This window comes from Vibrio metoecus, assembly GCF_009665255.1.
In the GTDB taxonomy this organism is placed as follows: Bacteria; Pseudomonadota; Gammaproteobacteria; order Enterobacterales; family Vibrionaceae; genus Vibrio; species Vibrio metoecus_B.
This window is the reverse complement of record NZ_CP035686.1, coordinates 1,258,872-1,274,817: the sequence shown is the minus strand read 5'-3', so window position 1 is coordinate 1,274,817 and position 15,946 is coordinate 1,258,872. Positions and strand designations below refer to the sequence as shown.

The 15,946-nt window shown below is 44.1% G+C and carries 10 protein-coding genes; 1 reads left to right on the top strand and 9 read right to left on the bottom strand.

What is annotated here, in order from left to right:
* Positions 1–137: 137 nt before the first annotated feature.
* The 9 genes from EPB59_RS05790 to EPB59_RS05750 form a co-directional block, all read right to left on the bottom strand.
* Positions 138–680: a cell division protein ZapC gene (locus tag EPB59_RS05790; RefSeq protein WP_154171811.1), complete on the bottom strand. Its 543-nt coding sequence runs from the start codon at positions 678–680 to the stop codon at positions 138–140.
* 154 nt (positions 681–834) lie between these two features.
* Entirely contained in the window at positions 835–1,845 is a 1,011-nt protein-coding gene (pyrD, locus tag EPB59_RS05785) for a quinone-dependent dihydroorotate dehydrogenase (RefSeq protein ID WP_154171810.1), read from the bottom strand.
* A 73-nt stretch (positions 1,846–1,918) separates the two neighbouring features.
* Positions 1,919–6,760, bottom strand: coding sequence for an NAD-glutamate dehydrogenase (locus tag EPB59_RS05780; protein ID WP_154171809.1), 4,842 nt, complete (start codon positions 6,758–6,760; stop codon positions 1,919–1,921).
* A gap of 188 nt (positions 6,761–6,948) precedes the next feature.
* Positions 6,949–7,167: a DUF2835 domain-containing protein gene (locus EPB59_RS05775; protein WP_162231900.1), complete on the bottom strand. Its 219-nt coding sequence runs from the start codon at positions 7,165–7,167 to the stop codon at positions 6,949–6,951.
* A 51-nt stretch (positions 7,168–7,218) separates the two neighbouring features.
* Positions 7,219–9,825 (bottom strand): aminopeptidase N, encoded by a 2,607-nt coding sequence (pepN, locus tag EPB59_RS05770; RefSeq protein ID WP_154171808.1) that lies wholly within the window; start codon positions 9,823–9,825, stop codon positions 7,219–7,221.
* A 178-nt stretch (positions 9,826–10,003) separates the two neighbouring features.
* Positions 10,004–10,678, bottom strand: a complete 675-nt coding sequence (locus EPB59_RS05765) for a hypothetical protein (RefSeq protein WP_055050783.1) — start codon at positions 10,676–10,678, stop codon at positions 10,004–10,006.
* Between the two features lie 152 nt (positions 10,679–10,830).
* Positions 10,831–12,828: a carboxy terminal-processing peptidase gene (gene prc / locus EPB59_RS05760; protein ID WP_154171807.1), complete on the bottom strand. Its 1,998-nt coding sequence runs from the start codon at positions 12,826–12,828 to the stop codon at positions 10,831–10,833.
* Positions 12,829–12,845: 17 nt separating this feature from the next.
* The gene (gene proQ / locus EPB59_RS05755) at positions 12,846–13,469 is read right to left on the bottom strand and encodes an RNA chaperone ProQ (protein ID WP_000432042.1); all 624 of its coding nucleotides are present in this window, start codon (positions 13,467–13,469) and stop codon (positions 12,846–12,848) included.
* 100 nt (positions 13,470–13,569) lie between these two features.
* Positions 13,570–14,043, bottom strand: coding sequence for a GAF domain-containing protein (locus EPB59_RS05750; protein ID WP_055050785.1), 474 nt, complete (start codon positions 14,041–14,043; stop codon positions 13,570–13,572).
* Positions 14,044–14,128: 85 nt separating this feature from the next.
* On the opposite strand from EPB59_RS05750, the gene EPB59_RS05745 reads away from it, so the two are divergent.
* Positions 14,129–15,922, top strand: coding sequence for an ABC transporter ATP-binding protein (locus tag EPB59_RS05745; protein ID WP_154171806.1), 1,794 nt, complete (start codon positions 14,129–14,131; stop codon positions 15,920–15,922).
* Positions 15,923–15,946 lie beyond the last annotated feature (24 nt).

Sequence of the window (15,946 nt, the reverse complement as noted above, 5' to 3'; positions counted from 1 at the left end):
CAGGATGAATGTGTGAAATTTGTACCAAGCTCACAATGTGTACTGAGTTGTCTTGGGATCTGAGGCAAAAAAAATCGGCTTACGCCGATAAGAAATGAAGGAACGAAATGGGAAAGGAACGAAATTTTACGAAAAATCTAACTGACCATGGCCATTGGTTGTGTAAGGAAAAGTGTGTTAGCGTCAGACATTCTGTCATGCATCACTTTAATCACCTGGCCAAACTCTAAGGTTTTATTCTCGTTGAGAGCAAATGAAACAAGATCGGTATAAGCACAAAGGCTAGCATTCTCCCCTACTTCCAATGCGATAAAAATGCCATCATTAAGCCCATTACGTAAGATAATGAGATCGCCTTGTTCTGGAATGAACTCTGAACTTTGTGAGTCAAAAAACCAGCTTTTAGGTTGTACTGGCTTGTGAAAACGCTTGGCTGCGATACAGTAAAGCGCCAGTTCTGCTTTGCGAGGTTCACTTAATGGAAGGCAAGCGATTCGTTCTTTATACAACTGAAAGTCTGAGGCATCGTCTACCGTAAAGTGGTTTTCTGCAAACGCACAATCCACCAAAAGATTTCGGCTCAGGTTTGTGCGAAATAGCATATCGTCACCAAGGTTGAGCATCAGATAACCTTCATTATCTGAGTAATACCAACTCCATTTGTCACTTGGTTTAAGCATTGTTCCACTCTCAACGATACATTTAGGGGACTAGGTAAAACGCTTAAATTACCTTTGCCTATGAATATCGGTAATTTTATGAGGCCGTTCAGAAAAAAAAAGAGGAAATGCACTATGCATTTCCTCTGTAATTCAAGCTGTTCATTTGGGAAAACTAGAGGTTTTTAACAATATCTGCGACTAAGCGAGGACCTTGATAAATAAAACCGCTGTAAACTTGAACCAATTTTGCTCCAGCCATCAGTTTTTCTTTAGCGGAGATGTAGGAGTCAATCCCGCCAACACCGATGATTGGAATTTCTTCACCCAACTCTTTATATAAGCATTTGATGACTTCTGTGCTGCGGGTTTGTAGAGGGCGCCCGCTTAGGCCTCCGGTTTCTTCCGCATACTTCATTCCGTCAACTAATGAGCGATCTAAGGTGGTATTGGTTGCAATCACACCATCAATATTATTCTTCAATAAAGACTGACAAATTTGTTTGATTTCATCGTCACTTAAATCTGGTGCAATTTTTAATGCCAGTGGCACATATTTATCATGCTTAGCGGCCAGTTCGGATTGGCGCGCTTTTAAAGCGGCAAGTAATTCATCGAGCGCTTCACCGTATTGCAGTGAACGAAGTCCAGGAGTGTTAGGTGAAGAAATGTTTACTGCAATATAACCCGCGTATGGATAGACCTTATCCATACAGATTAAATAATCCTCTACCCCTTTCTCAATCGGCGTATCTTTGTTTTTACCGATGTTGATCCCAATGATGCCATCGTATTTAGCGCGTTTAACATTCTCAACCAAGTGATCAACACCAAGATTGTTAAAACCCATGCGGTTGATGATGCCTTCCGCATGCACTAGACGAAACAAGCGTGGTTTATCATTGCCTGCTTGTGGTCTTGGTGTCACCGTACCAACTTCAACAAAACCAAAACCCATTGCACCAAATGCTTCAATGCACTCGCCATTTTTGTCGAGTCCTGCGGCTAAACCGACTGGGTTTTTAAAGGTGAGTCCCATACATTGAACAGGACGATGAGGAAGTTGTTGACGATAGAAGAGATCGAGAGGAGTACCGGTGAAACGTTTGAAATTAGAGATGGCCAAATCATGTGCTTTTTCAGCATCCAATTGAAAAAAGCCAGCTCTGGCTAAGCGGTAAAGCATAATGCCTCCGAAAGAAAAAAGCCCCGAATAAACGGGGCGTTATTATTGACTCATTCGTCAGGCAATTCAATGCTTATTCTGAAGTAAGGCAGTTTAAGTTGAGCAAAGTCAACTCTCGTAGTGCCACAGAGAACTTAGCGAATTCATGCACGCTACCGACTTTGAATTCATTAAGAATATTTTCCCAACGAGTAATCGACACTTGGTTTCGCTCCAACCACTTATCCAGAGCGGGCTCAACATCAACGTGAGTACTGGTTAAGTTACCGCTGAGTACCTGAGCGGTTAACTGACGCTGCTGCCAATCGAGATCTTCTCGGAATGAGGCTCTTGCGAGCGCTTGCCAATGGTTATCAACAGCCTGTTGATTGATCTGTTTTAAGAACCAGTGTAGCGACAGTCGATCTCCTAAGCTAAAGTAGAGTTTAGCGGTTTGAGCTACTGCAGTGTTTTTCTCTTTCGCAACACTGGAAATATCCAATGCCGAATAGAGGCTAGAGAGTCGTGCCACGTAATGAGCAAGATCTTTCTCGATCCCCTTCTCTATCCATGCCTCAGCCATGAGTTGATGTTCCGCAATCTCTTCTTTTACCAAAACGTGATCAAGCTGTTCAGTAATCGCTTTTACATCATCTTGGTAACGTTCAATCATGCTCATAACGTTTGGTTTGCCAGTGCGGTTACGCAGCAGCCAACGAGTCAAGCGTCGTAATGTGCGGCGCACGAGGAACATCACATCATATTGGGCACTGCTTTGCGCAATATTGTCTAAGTGGCGAACTTTTTCCAGCACAGTACCAAGGCCATAAATTTCGCGAGCTGCAGCATAAGCGTTAGCAATATCTGTCACGCTTGACCCCGTTTCTTCTTGTAAACGAGTCACAAAGTTGCAGCCCATTTCGTTAACCATTTGGTTCGCTAAGGCTGTAGCGATGATTTCTACTCGTAACGGATGGTTCACCATCTGCTGTGCATAGTGACCGCGTAACTCTGTTGGGAAGTAGTTAACCAGTTGTTTTGCATGAAATTCATCTTGAGCAATTTCTTCACTGGCGAGTTCTTCTTTCAGTGCCATCTTGCCATAGGCCATCAAAACAGAAAGCTCTGGGCGAGTTAAGCCCATGCCCTGTCTTTCACGCTCAAGTAAGGTTTCATCATCTGGAATGTATTCTAATGCACGATCTAGGTATCCATTTTTCTCCATATGATGGATAAAGCGGATTTGCTCTTTCATCAGAGAAACGCCCTGGGCTTCGGTAACAGAAATGGATTCTGACTGGCCGTAAGCATCTTCAATAACAATCGTTCCCACTTCATCTTTCATTGACTCAAGGATTTGGTTGCGCTGTTTTAGCGTTAAATCTCCGTTTGCGACTAAACCATTGAGGAAGATCTTGATATTAACTTCGTTGTCTGAACAGTCCACGCCGCCGACGTTATCTACAAAGTCGGTATTGACTCGGCCACCTTTGAGCGCAAATTCAATACGCCCACGTTGAGTCATCCCTAAGTTACCACCTTCACCGATAATCTTCGCATTCAGATCACGTCCATCAACCCGCAAACCATCATTTGCACGGTCACCTACATCCGTATGGGTTTCGATTGACGATTTGACATAAGTGCCGATCCCACCATTCCACAGGAGATCAACTTCCATTTTTAGGATCATCTTGATCAGCTCGTTGGGAGCTAAAGATGCCTTCTTGGTGTTGAGCATTTTCTGCATTTCAGGTGTTAGCGTGATAGCTTTCGACTTACGAGAAAAGACACCACCACCTTTAGAAATCAACTTAGAGTTGTAATCTTCCCAGCTTGAACGAGGCAGGTTGAACAAACGATTACGCTCTTCCCAACTGCTTGCGGAATCTGGCGTTGGATCAATGAAAATATGGATATGGTTAAAGGCTGCCAGTAGGCGAATATGTTTCGACAACAGCATACCGTTACCAAATACGTCCCCTGCCATATCACCAATACCGATTGCAGTAAAGTCCGTAGTTTGGCAATCAATACCCATTTCACGGAAATGGCGTTTCACCGACTCCCAGCCACCTTTAGCGGTGATCCCCATGGCTTTATGGTCATAGCCATTAGAGCCACCAGAGGCAAAAGCATCGCCTAACCAAAATTGGTATTCTGCAGAAACTGAGTTCGCTAAATCAGAGAAAGTTGCAGTCCCTTTATCCGCTGCAACCACCAAATATGGGTCATCTTCATCGTGACGAACGACATTTTTCGGCGGTACGACTTGCCCTTCAAGGATGTTATCTGTGACATCGAGCAATGCCCGGATAAAGCGTTTATAGCAGCGCTGACCTTCGGCGAAGATTTCATCTCTAGTGGTGTAAAGATATTGCTTCTTACACACAAAGCCGCCTTTCGCACCCACCGGAACGATAACGGTATTTTTCACTTGCTGTGCTTTAACTAAGCCCAAGATCTCTGTGCGGAAGTCTTCTTGACGATCAGACCAACGCAGCCCTCCACGAGCGACTTTGCCACCCCGTAAATGCACCCCTTCGATATCCGGAGCATAAACGAAGATTTCAAAAGCCGGTACCGGCGCTGGGATTTCTGGAATATCGCTTGGTTTCATTTTGAGTGATAACCAAGGTTTTGGTTGTTTGCTTTCATCCAACTGGTAGTAGTTGGTGCGCAGAGTCGCATTAATCATTTCCATGTAGCGACGGATGATCCGGTCATCATCGAGACTTTCAACTTGATCTAACTGCTCAGTGAGGGATTTGATCAGTTCGGCTTGACCTTTCTCACCACCTTTATATTTAGGATCAAAGCGATGTACAAAAAGATCCACCAAACCTTTGGCAAGATCAGGGTGATGGCTGAGCGTGTCTTCAATATAGTGTTGGCTAAATGGGAAACCAACTTGGCGCATATAACGTGCATAAGCGCGCAGAATAGAGACCTCTCGGCCAGAAAGTGATGCACCTAAAATCAGGCGGTTAAAGCCATCGCTTTCTAGCTCTCCTGCCCAAATCGCTGCAAATGCTTGTTGGAAGCGATCGCGCGCTTCGCGGAGGTCAACTTGCTTATCGCTCTTATGGAGCATTGAAAAGTCGAGGATCCAGTATATTTGGCCATTCGCTTTGACCACTTCGTAAGGTGATTCGCCAATCACACGTAAGCCAAGGTTTTCTAGCATAGGCATCACGTCTGACAAATGGATAGGCTCATCTTTGTGGTAGAGCTTGAGTCGAACTGCTTTGGAATCTTTTGCCGTTTCTTGCAAGCGGTAGAACAACATACCCAGTTTATTGTTCCCATCGAGCGCTTCAAGATGCTCAATATCCGCTAATGCAGAGCCTGGCATCACATCTTCTTTGTAAGAGCGAGGGAAAGCTCGTTGGTATTCTTTCGAGAGAGGCAAGCCACGACTCTCTCCAAAATTCGCTACTATGGCTTCTGCGAGACGATCATCCCACGTGGTTGAGGCTTCCATTAAGTTTTGCTCTATTTTTTTCACATCGACGTCAATATTGTTGTTATCAACCCGCACGATATAGTGGGTACGAGCTAAAGAACTTTCGGAGAAATAGGTTGTAAATTCAACCTCTTGCTCGCTGGAGAAGTAGCTTTTGAAGATACGTTGGCTTTGGCGACGCAGCTCGGTATTGTGGCGTTCTTTGGCAACATAAACCATGCAGCTAAAGAAGCGGCCGAATGGGTCTCGACGAACAAACAAACGGAGTAGATCGCGATCTTGCATCTGCACTACCCCCATGCCTACTTCAAGCAGCTCTTCTTCACGTGCTTGCAGTAACTCATCGCGTGGGTAGTTTTCTAGAATGTTATGCAGTGCTTTGTAAGCATAAGATCCTTGGCGGTAACCACTGGCAGCTAAGATACGACCAACTTTTTCACGAATCAGTGGGATGCTTTCCACACTCTGGTTATAAACGGCGGAGGTGTACAAGCCGGTGAAACGATGCTCGCCAATCACTTTGCCTTGGGCATCAAACTTCTTAATACCGATGTAATCGGTATAAGCTGGGCGGTGAATACGCGATTGTTTATTGCCTTTGGTGAGGATCAATAAGAATGGTTTTTTCGCTTCTAGCCTTGCTGAATCTGGGAATTGTGAGAGTTTTACACTACGTACCCGTTCATGCTCTGAAAATAAACCTAAGCCAGCCTCTTGAGTTGGAGTGAGCTCGGTTTCTCCTTTCTCTTCAATCAAATCAAACTCTTTGTAACCCATAAAAGTAAAGTTATGGTTACCAAGCCAACGTAAGAATTGAATTGTTTCCGTTAAACGTTCTGCTTCAATGGGGAGCTGATTATGCTCCACTTCTAGCTGTTTAATGACTTGTTCAAGCTTGTTAGACATCGGCTTCCAATCTTTAACCACAAGTGCCGTGTCTTGCAGGATATCAAGCAGCTCATTTTTGAGTTCCGCCATCTCTTCTTTACTGCTAAGACGATCGACTTCGATGTGGAACATGGATGTCAGTTGACCTTCACCTTGATTGATGCTTTTTACAGAGCCATCCTCATGGCGTGCAATGTGTGCGGGGCCGTTTAACATTAAGTGTGATGCCAATCCTAGGCGACTTAATGCCATTTTGATCGAATCGACCAGAAATGGGCTATCTGGAAGAACAATTTCCACAATAGTATGGGTCGACTGCCAACCTTGGCGACTGACCGTTGGGTTAAACACTCGAACTGAGCGTTCATCGGCGGTTTTTTCATTAATATGGTGCCAGAGGCTGAGTACCGCACCATAAAGATCAGACTCGTTACGTTCAACTAAATCGTCTTGCGAAATATTGCTGAACAGGTGTTGTCCAAGTTGAGTCACTAAGGGTTGTTGAGCAAGCTCTAGTTTGTCTTGAATCAGTTGATACACTTTTTCAAGCAAAACTGGCATCAAAGTTTCACGCGCAGTCATGGTCGACTCCAGAATTTGATTCTTATTTTTGTAGGGTGTGTGCAATAAGCATAGTGCTTACTGTGAGTAATGCGGGGGTTATTGTAAGAGTTTTATTGATAAATAGTTAATTGTTTTGGGGTGGTCATGGAGTAAAAGTGTGAGAATGTGACTAAAGTACCTATTCAAACCACTACAAATTAATGCTTTTACAGAACTTCTAACTTAACGAAACGATTATTTTGGTCAGTTGTTAACCGAAATCGACCTTTTACTCCAATTTGGCTTAAAAATGGCCGTAGACGAGTCGCAGGAAGTTGTAATCTCAAACCTTGCTCTGTTATGACCACGACACTGCTCGCCACACCAGAATAATGCGCGACAAAGGTTTGATAAGAGATGTTTAGAGAGAAAAAATAGTAGTTCATGCAAGTATGAGGTGGCACTAAGTGCCACCTAGTTTACCTTTACTGTTTGGCTTATGCGTCGAGTGCTTTACTCACTTTTTCAAACAAATCACGCGCAAGATTTTCCATACTTTTCAATTGTTCAAGTTCTTGTTTGATCAATGCTTGGCGCTGTTCATCATAGAGTCGGAACTTAAGTAATGGATCAATCAGACGTGAAGCCACTTGTGGATTGCTACTGTTTAGCTCACGCAGGATTTGCCCCGCGAAGCGATAACCTTCCCCTGTTTTCGCATGGAAATTGACTGGGTTAGCATTCAAAAATGCACCAATTAAGCTGCGAGTTCGGTTCGGGTTTTTCAAACTAAACGCTTCATGTTGCATTGCCTGCTGGATCACATCCAACACTTGAGAAGATGGGTTGGAACCTTGCAAAGTAAACCACTTATCCATGACCAAGCCATCGTGCTTCCATTTGTCGCTGTAATCTTGCATCAAGGCTTCACGGCACGCTAACTGCGCCTGATTGGCGGACGTCATGGCTGCTATGGTATCTGTCATGTTGTTGGCTTGCGCATACTGCTTTTGTACCAATGAGTTGCCTTGCGCTGTATAGGCAAGGTAGCTCAAGCACACGTTGCGTAGCGTACGTTGACCAATAGCAGCATGCTCAATCGAGTATGTGTCTTGCTTTAACGTGTGATACGTTGCGCTGAGCTCATCCTCCAATTCGGTCGCTAGAATGACTTTGATTTTAGTAAGAACTTGAGCAATGGCATCCACATCAACGCGCTTGTACCAGCCAGACACTTCGTTATGGCTTGGTAGCGAGAGCATTTCTGCAACAAATTCAGCTTCCAAGTTGTCACTGAGCAAAACACCACGGAAAGCATCTACTACTGCTTCAGCCAGTTCGACAGGCTTACCTTGTTGTACGCGCTCAACGTTGGTGCGAATGTATTTAGCAAGCAATATCTGCCCTGCATCCCAACGTGCGAACTCGTTACGCGCGTGAACCATCAAGAAGATTAACTCTTCATCACTGTAGGCATATTCCAATTTCACTGGCGCTGAAAACTCTCGCAACAGTGATGGGATCGGTTGTTGAGCGACCTTTTCAAAGCGGAAGGTTTGTTTAGCTTGTTTCACATCCAGCACGTTAGAAATAGGCTTTCCGTTACACTGTAGCTGAATGACATCCCCATTTGGTGCGTAAAGCTCAATATCAAATGGAATATGCAGTGCTTGCTTCTCTTTCTGCTCGTGAGTCGGTTCCGTGTTTTGTTCTATCGTCAGCTCATAGCTTTGAGCCACAGCATCATAAACACTACTCACTTTGAGTGTTGGAGTGCCAGATTGGCTGTACCAAAGACGGAACTGCTGTAGGTCGACACCGGAAGCATCTTCCATCGCGGCGACAAAATCTTCACAGGTGGCTGCGGTTCCATCATGACGCTCAAAATAGAGCTTCATGCCGCGTTGGAATTTTTCTTCACCTAGCAATGTATGCATCATTCGAATGACCTCACTGCCCTTTTCATAAACGGTCAGAGTATAGAAGTTATTCATTTCAATGACTTTATCCGGGCGGATTGGGTGCGACATTGGGCTAGCATCTTCCGCAAACTGTGGGCCACGAATGATGCGCACATTGCCAATTCGGTTTACCGCACGCGAGCCGAGATCCGAGGAGAATTCTTGATCGCGGAATACTGTTAAACCTTCTTTCAAGCTCAATTGGAACCAATCTCGACAAGTAACTCGGTTGCCTGTCCAGTTGTGGAAGTATTCGTGGCCAATGACGGCTTCAATACCGAGGTAGTCGGTATCGGTCGCCGTTTTCTCATTGGCTAGCACAAACTTGGAGTTGAAAATGTTCAACCCTTTGTTTTCCATGGCTCCCATATTGAAGAAATCGACAGCGACAATCATGTAAATATCGAGATCGTACTCAAGCCCAAAACGTTGTTCATCCCAACGCATAGAGTTGATGAGTGAAGTCATTGCATGGCCAGCACGATCCAAATTGCCTTTATCAACGAAAATTTCTAGCGCAACTTGGCGACCAGATTGTGTGACGTACTGATCGCGCAGCACATCAAAATCTCCCGCCACCAAAGCAAACAGATACGCAGGTTTTGGATGGGGATCTTGCCACTTCACCCAGTGACGTCCCGCATCTAATTCACCTTGAGCAATCTTGTTGCCGTTGCTAAGCAGATAAGGATTCTGAGCTTTATCTGCAATAACTGTGGTGGTGTAACGAGCCAAAACGTCAGGACGATCCAAATAATAAGTAATGCGGCGGAAGCCTTCCGCCTCGCACTGCGTACAGAATGCACCACCAGATTTGTATAGACCTTCCAGTGCGGTATTGGCTTGTGGATCAAGTTGAGTCACCACGGCAAGGGTAAATTCACTCGGTAAACCGCGGATTTCTAAGTTTGCCTCTGTAACCGTGTAATCTTGCCAATCTTGCCCGTTTACCTTGAGTTCTTTAAGCGTAAGCGCTTCACCATCAAGGGTTAAGGTATTGCTGTCATTTTGCTGTCTAATGTGAGATACCGCCGTCACCAGAGTGGCATTGTCATGAAGATCAAACACCAAATCGATATCAGTAATCGTGTGTGAGGGCGGTTGGTAATCAAGACGGTATTTGGCTTGAGGAATGTGAGCCATTGTCGTAATCCTTTTTTGACTTTATGTTCTGAGACAAAACGCTGAGCGTTAAGTTTATGAGTATGTAACGCATTAATGAGACAAGATCTTAGGCCTGGCGTAATGAATAACAACCCCTAAACGTAAAAAAACAGGGAGCTTATCTGTAAACTCCCTGCCACTATTAACGGCTGCTGTTTTATTGAACACGATTCATCACGACGGTCATACCATCATCGATTTCCAAGGTCAGTTGATCTTGATCGAGCACATAACGGGTATCATGTTCACCTTCTGAGTACAACAACACTAACCGATTACCTTCGGTGTAATAGACACCGCGATGTGTTGCTTCATGACCATTGGGATTCACGATATGAAATGAAAAAACAAAATCGGGTTGTAAGGTTAACTGGATCAGGCTGTGATCGACGTCCTGCTCCATGCCCTCAATTTGATTACTGCTCCAATTACCCGCCAAGGTATTAGGTAATCCTTTGGTAAAGGTAACGCCATTGAGCGTCAATAAATGGTGATTGTTTTCGTATTGGTAAACTTGCGGATCGGAACTATCTAGCCCTAGGATGATGGTTTTCTCATCGGCAGAATAATCCCCATTCCAATGATCCACACTGTAATCTTTTTTCTGAATATCAATCGAAAACTGATAATCCGAAGCCAAGTTTAACTTGATGACTCGGAAATTTTCACTGGATTGCTCGGGGTTTGGATTCAGTAAATACCAATCGCCGAGCAATAAAGGTTGATCAAACTGAGTTAGGTCTGCACGGCTACCATGAGTATTATTAGCACTAAGTACGGGGGATGATGCGGTAAAGAGTATGCTCATCACGAATGTGAATATCCATTTCATCGGTATTCTCCTCACTTTTTTGTAAGCGTAGGCAGAGAGAATATGAAATGCGAAATTATTTGATGTTCATCACATTAATTTTAAAGGCTAAAAAAGTACAAAATAAAACGGACCCTCAGGTCCGTTTAAATAATCGCTTTTAAAGCAATATGTTACCGAGCAATCATGTCAAGCATAATGTTCACTGACTCATCTAAATATGCATCAGGAGTTTCGTAATCTTTCGGTACATCCTGCAAGCTTGCATAAGCTGATTTACCTAACGCTTTCTGGCGTTGGTTGATGCGAGCTAAACGCTCTTCATCGGCTTTAGCACTTTCTTCTTTGCGTACTTTTTCATTTAGAGATAACAGATTGTCATCTTTATCTGCACGATATTTGGCAATATCTTGCTCAATGAACCCGAACTCTAAGTCATTCGATACGCGCTTTTGGTGCTTAGCATCAAGGCTTGCAATGATCGATTTGAAATTATTCAAACGCTCATATTTTGCTTTATCAATGCTATCCCAAGGTAGTGCATTATCTTCAACGCTTTCCCCTGTTTCGGAAGGGTCAACTGCTGTTGGGTAAGCAATATCGGGAATCACGCCTTTATTTTGGGTACTTCCACCATCGATTCGATAGAACTTTTGAATCGTGTATTGTACGTAGCCCAGCTCTTTATCAAACAGATCGTAGATATGGTTGAGAGAACGATGCTGCTGCACAGTACCTTTGCCAAATGAGTTTTCACCTAAAATAATGGCACGGCCATAATCTTGCATTGCAGCGGCAAAAATTTCAGAGGCTGAAGCACTGTAGCGGTTGATTAACACGGTCATCGGGCCGTTGTAACTGATGTTACCGTCAGTATCCGAGTTCACGTTAACTCGACCATAACTATCACGCACTTGTACCACTGGGCCACTGGTAATAAACAAGCCGGAAAGTGCGGTGGCTTCCGTTAATGCCCCACCACCGTTATTGCGGAGGTCGACAATAATGCCATCGACTTTCTTCGCTTTCAGCTCGGTCAGTAATTTCTCAGTATCTTGAGCTAAGCCAACATAAAAACTCGGAACTTCAAGCACTCCGATTTTTTTACCTGCTTTTTCAATCACTTCAGACTTTACCGCTCGATCTTCCAGACGGATTTTATCACGCACCATAGTGACAACGTGACTTTTAGCATCCTTTCCTTCGGGTAAAACCATCAGTTTTACTTTACTGCCTTTAGGGCCTTTGATGAGTTGCACGACGTCATCAAGTCGCCAGCCGATCACATCAACGATCTCTTCGCCTTCTTGGCCAACACCAATAATGCGATCCCCTTCACCCAACTGCTTACTTAATGCCGCAGGGCCACCAGCAACTAGTGAACGGATGATCGTGTAGTCATCAGTCATCTGCAATACTGCCCCAATTCCTTCTAACGAGAGGTTCATCTCTGATTGGAATTGTTCTGCGTTACGCGGTGACAAATAACTGGTATGCGGATCCACTTGACGCGCAAACGCGTTCATATAAACCTGAAAAACGTCTTCACTTTTGGTTTGTGTGAGTCGTTTCATGGCGTTGTTATAGCGTTTTTCTAACGTTTCTTTGATTTCTGGCCACTCTTTACCTGCCAGTTTCAAATTCAGTGCGTCATACTTTACACGTTGTCGCCATAACTCATTGACTTCTTGGATATCTTTAGGCCAAGGAGATTTAGCACGATCTAATTCAATGAATTCATCACTATCGAAAGTCATCTCTTTATCAAGTAAAGAGAGTGCGTATTCGAAACGCTCAAAGCGCTTTTCCATCGATAGGTTGTATAAATCGTATGCAATCTGGTTATTGCCCACTTTCAGCTGATCATCCAACTGCAAAGACCAATTTTTGAATGAATCAATATCGGCTTGAGTGAAAATGTTACGGCTGTAGTCAAGCATCTCAAGATAACGTTCAAACATGGCTTGAGAAAACTGATCGTCCAGATTGAATTGTTTGTAATGAGAACGGGTAAAACGTGAAGTGACACGTTTCGCTGCCGTTTCGTGTTGAGCTTCAGGGGCAAGAAGAGGTAAATCTTCTGGTTTGATTTTGGCTTCTAAAGCCTGAACTGAAGAGGCTGCTAGCCAAAGGCTAGCAGCAATCAGAGATATTTTTGAACGGCATTTCATGCGTAGGAGTATCTCCCTTATGCGCGCAAGTGCTCCGCTTTCACAACCATTTGTAGGCCGTTGGCAAGTTGAACACGCACATCTTCCTTACTGATTTCAACGATGGTCGCAGCCATGTTGCCTTTACCCATATTCACATTGACTTGTTTGCCGACGTTAAGCTCTGACGCAACCAGTGCGCGAGTTTCTACGGGTTTCTCCACTTTCGGTGCATTTTGAGGACGACGAGCTTGTTGCGGCTTTTTCGCCTTTGGCTTGCTTGCCTTCGCTTCTTCACGCACTTTCTTTACTTGTTCTTTACGACGAGCTTCTACGCGAGCTTTGCTCTCCGCCAGTGCCGTTTGTGCGTGTTCTACGTGTTGTTCTTCTAGCTCACCGCATGGGTTACCATCAAGATCAACACGAGTTGCGCCAGGTTTTACACCATGTAAATAACGCCAAGAAGAGGTGTATTGTCTTAACGCGGCACGAAGCTGAGTTTTGCTTACTTTAGGGTCGTCATTCAAGCGATCAGCAAGATCCTGAAAAATACCAATTTTCAGAGGCTTTGCTTCACCTTCTAAAGTAAAGCAGTTAGGGAAACATTCAGCAATGTACGCGATCACTTCTTTGCTGTTTTTTAACTTTTCAGTGTTTTCCATGAGGATTCCTGGTTATTGCGGCTGCCCGCCAAACATTGATGTGTAAATATGTGCGGTATTATAAAGACCTGCAAAGGAAAAACCACAGGCAAAGGGCAATTTATGCCTTATTAGTCTGTGAATTGAGCAGCTTTTCTACTTCGCTCATCAAATAGGTTAGGCCTTGCTCGTCAATTTCACTGAAACGGCCAATGTTTGGACTGTCAATGTCCAACACTCCGGCGACTTTTCCGTTAATCGAGAATGGGATAACGATTTCTGAGTTACTTGCGGCGTCACAAGCAATGTGTCCTTCAAACTGATGAACGTCATATACACGTTGCACTCTGTTTTCAGCGACAGCGGTACCACAAACTCCCTTACCTACTGGAATTCGAACACAAGCGGGTTTGCCTTGAAAAGGACCTAAGACCAATTCTTCTTGTTGCATCAAATAAAACCCAACCCAATTAAGGTCGGTCAATTCCATATTCAGTAAGGCACTCAGGTTAGAAAGGTTAGCAATCAGATTGCTTTCACCTTCTAATAAAGCTAAGGCTTGTTTTGTTAAGCGCTGGTACTGCTCTAAATTCATATTAACTTCCATTTGAAAACTAAAGACTTCACTTTATGAACTACGTACAATACAAACCATATAAATAGGATGCATTCTCATTATTATGACGTACTTCAACGACACTATTAGCCGCTCTTGGCTGATAACTCAAGTAAAAAAACATCGTACTAAACTTCTATTTGCCAACATTATTGCGGTGATTGCAACTCTGATCAGTGTACCTATCCCGCTATTAATGCCGCTGATGGTGGATGAAGTCTTGCTAAACCAACCTGCTCAAGGGGTTGAGGCAATGAATCATTTACTGCCTTTGAATTGGCAAACCGCAACGGGCTATATCATGCTCACCTTGCTACTGGTGGTGATCATGCGTATCGCTAGCCAACTATTGAATATTTTACAAAATCGTCAATTTACCTTGGTTTCGAAGACGATCACTTATGAAATGCGCCGGAAAATGATTGAAAAGCTTGGGCGTATCAGTATTCGTCAGTATGAGACTCGTGGTAGCGGAGGGATTAATGCCCATTTGATCACCGATATAGAAACAATTGATCAATTTATCGGCTCAACACTGAGTAAATTCCTGATCTCACTACTAACCGTTATTGGGACAGCGATAGTGCTGCTCTGGCTAGAGTGGCGGCTTGGGTTATTTATTCTGCTCGTCAACCCGGTGGTGATTTACTTTTCGAGAATGTTAGGCAGCAAGGTTAAACATCTTAAAAAACGCGAAAATCAAGCTTTCGAGCGTTTTCAAAACCGTTTAGTAGAAACCTTAGAGGGAATTTATCAATTACGAGCTGCAAACAAAGAGCGAGAATTCTTAAATCGCCTTATCGCGGATGCTGACGCTGTACGCGAAAATGCCGATAAATACGCGTGGCAATCTGAAGCTGCGGGCCGCCTCTCCTTCTTACTTTTTTTACTCGGCTTTGAGCTATTCCGTGCTGTCGCGATGCTAATGGTGGTGTTTAGCGATCTGACGATTGGTCAGATCTTCGCGGTATTTGGTTACTTGTGGTTTATGCTTAGCCCTGTACAAGAGCTGTTGGGCATCCAATTCTCTTGGTATGCGGCTAAGGCAGCGTTGAAAAGAATCAATGGGTTATTGGAGCTAGAAGAAGAGTTTCGTCCGATCAGCAAAGTGAATCCTTTTACTGAGCCACGGGAAATTGAGATTAAGATTGAGCACCTCAATTTTTCGTATGATGGTGAAAATCCGGTTCTGCACAATTTGTCGCTCACTATTCCAGCGGGTAAAAAAGTGGCGCTAGTCGGAGCCAGTGGAGGAGGTAAATCGACTCTCATTCAGTTGTTGATGGGAGTGTATCGTGCACAAAGTGGCGCAATTCTGTTTAATGGACAAAACTGTGATGACATTGGGTTTGAAGTCATACGTGATCAGATTGCCGTTGTTTTACAACAACCTATACTGTTTAATGACACTTTGCGGCATAATCTCACGCTTGGTGGCCAGTTTAATGATGATGCCTTATGGCAAGCGTTAGACATTGCTCAACTGCAAGATGTGATCGCAAAACTGGATTTGGGGCTAGACAGTCAAATTGGCCGCAATGGTATTCGTCTTTCTGGCGGTCAAAGACAAAGGTTAGCGATTGCACGTATGGTGCTCAGTAATCCTAAGTTTGTGATTTTGGATGAAGCGACTTCGGCTCTGGACACCGCGACGGAAGGAGCCCTGCACCGAGCGTTGTCACAATTTTTACAGGGTAGAACAACCTTAATCGTTGCTCATCGCCTTTCGGCAGTGAAACAAGCGGACTTAATTTATGTACTGGAAGATGGACATGTCAGCCAATCAGGCACGCATAATGAGCTTTTGGAACAAGAAGGTCTCTACCAAACCTTATATGGCAATGTCCAATCACATTGATTCTAGTGACAATGTCACTATTGG

Coding starts and splice junctions, on each gene's coding strand:
- EPB59_RS05765 (WP_055050783.1), bottom strand. CDS start 10,678: ATGAAATGGATATTCACATTCGTGATGAGCATACTCTTTACCGCATCA.
- EPB59_RS05745 (WP_154171806.1), top strand. CDS start 14,129: ATGACGTACTTCAACGACACTATTAGCCGCTCTTGGCTGATAACTCAA.
- EPB59_RS05790 (WP_154171811.1), bottom strand. CDS start 680: ATGCTTAAACCAAGTGACAAATGGAGTTGGTATTACTCAGATAATGAA.
- EPB59_RS05780 (WP_154171809.1), bottom strand. CDS start 6,760: ATGACTGCGCGTGAAACTTTGATGCCAGTTTTGCTTGAAAAAGTGTAT.
- pyrD (WP_154171810.1), bottom strand. CDS start 1,845: ATGCTTTACCGCTTAGCCAGAGCTGGCTTTTTTCAATTGGATGCTGAA.
- prc (WP_154171807.1), bottom strand. CDS start 12,828: ATGAAATGCCGTTCAAAAATATCTCTGATTGCTGCTAGCCTTTGGCTA.
- EPB59_RS05750 (WP_055050785.1), bottom strand. CDS start 14,043: ATGAATTTAGAGCAGTACCAGCGCTTAACAAAACAAGCCTTAGCTTTA.
- pepN (WP_154171808.1), bottom strand. CDS start 9,825: ATGGCTCACATTCCTCAAGCCAAATACCGTCTTGATTACCAACCGCCC.
- EPB59_RS05775 (WP_162231900.1), bottom strand. CDS start 7,167: ATGAACTACTATTTTTTCTCTCTAAACATCTCTTATCAAACCTTTGTC.
- proQ (WP_000432042.1), bottom strand. CDS start 13,469: ATGGAAAACACTGAAAAGTTAAAAAACAGCAAAGAAGTGATCGCGTAC.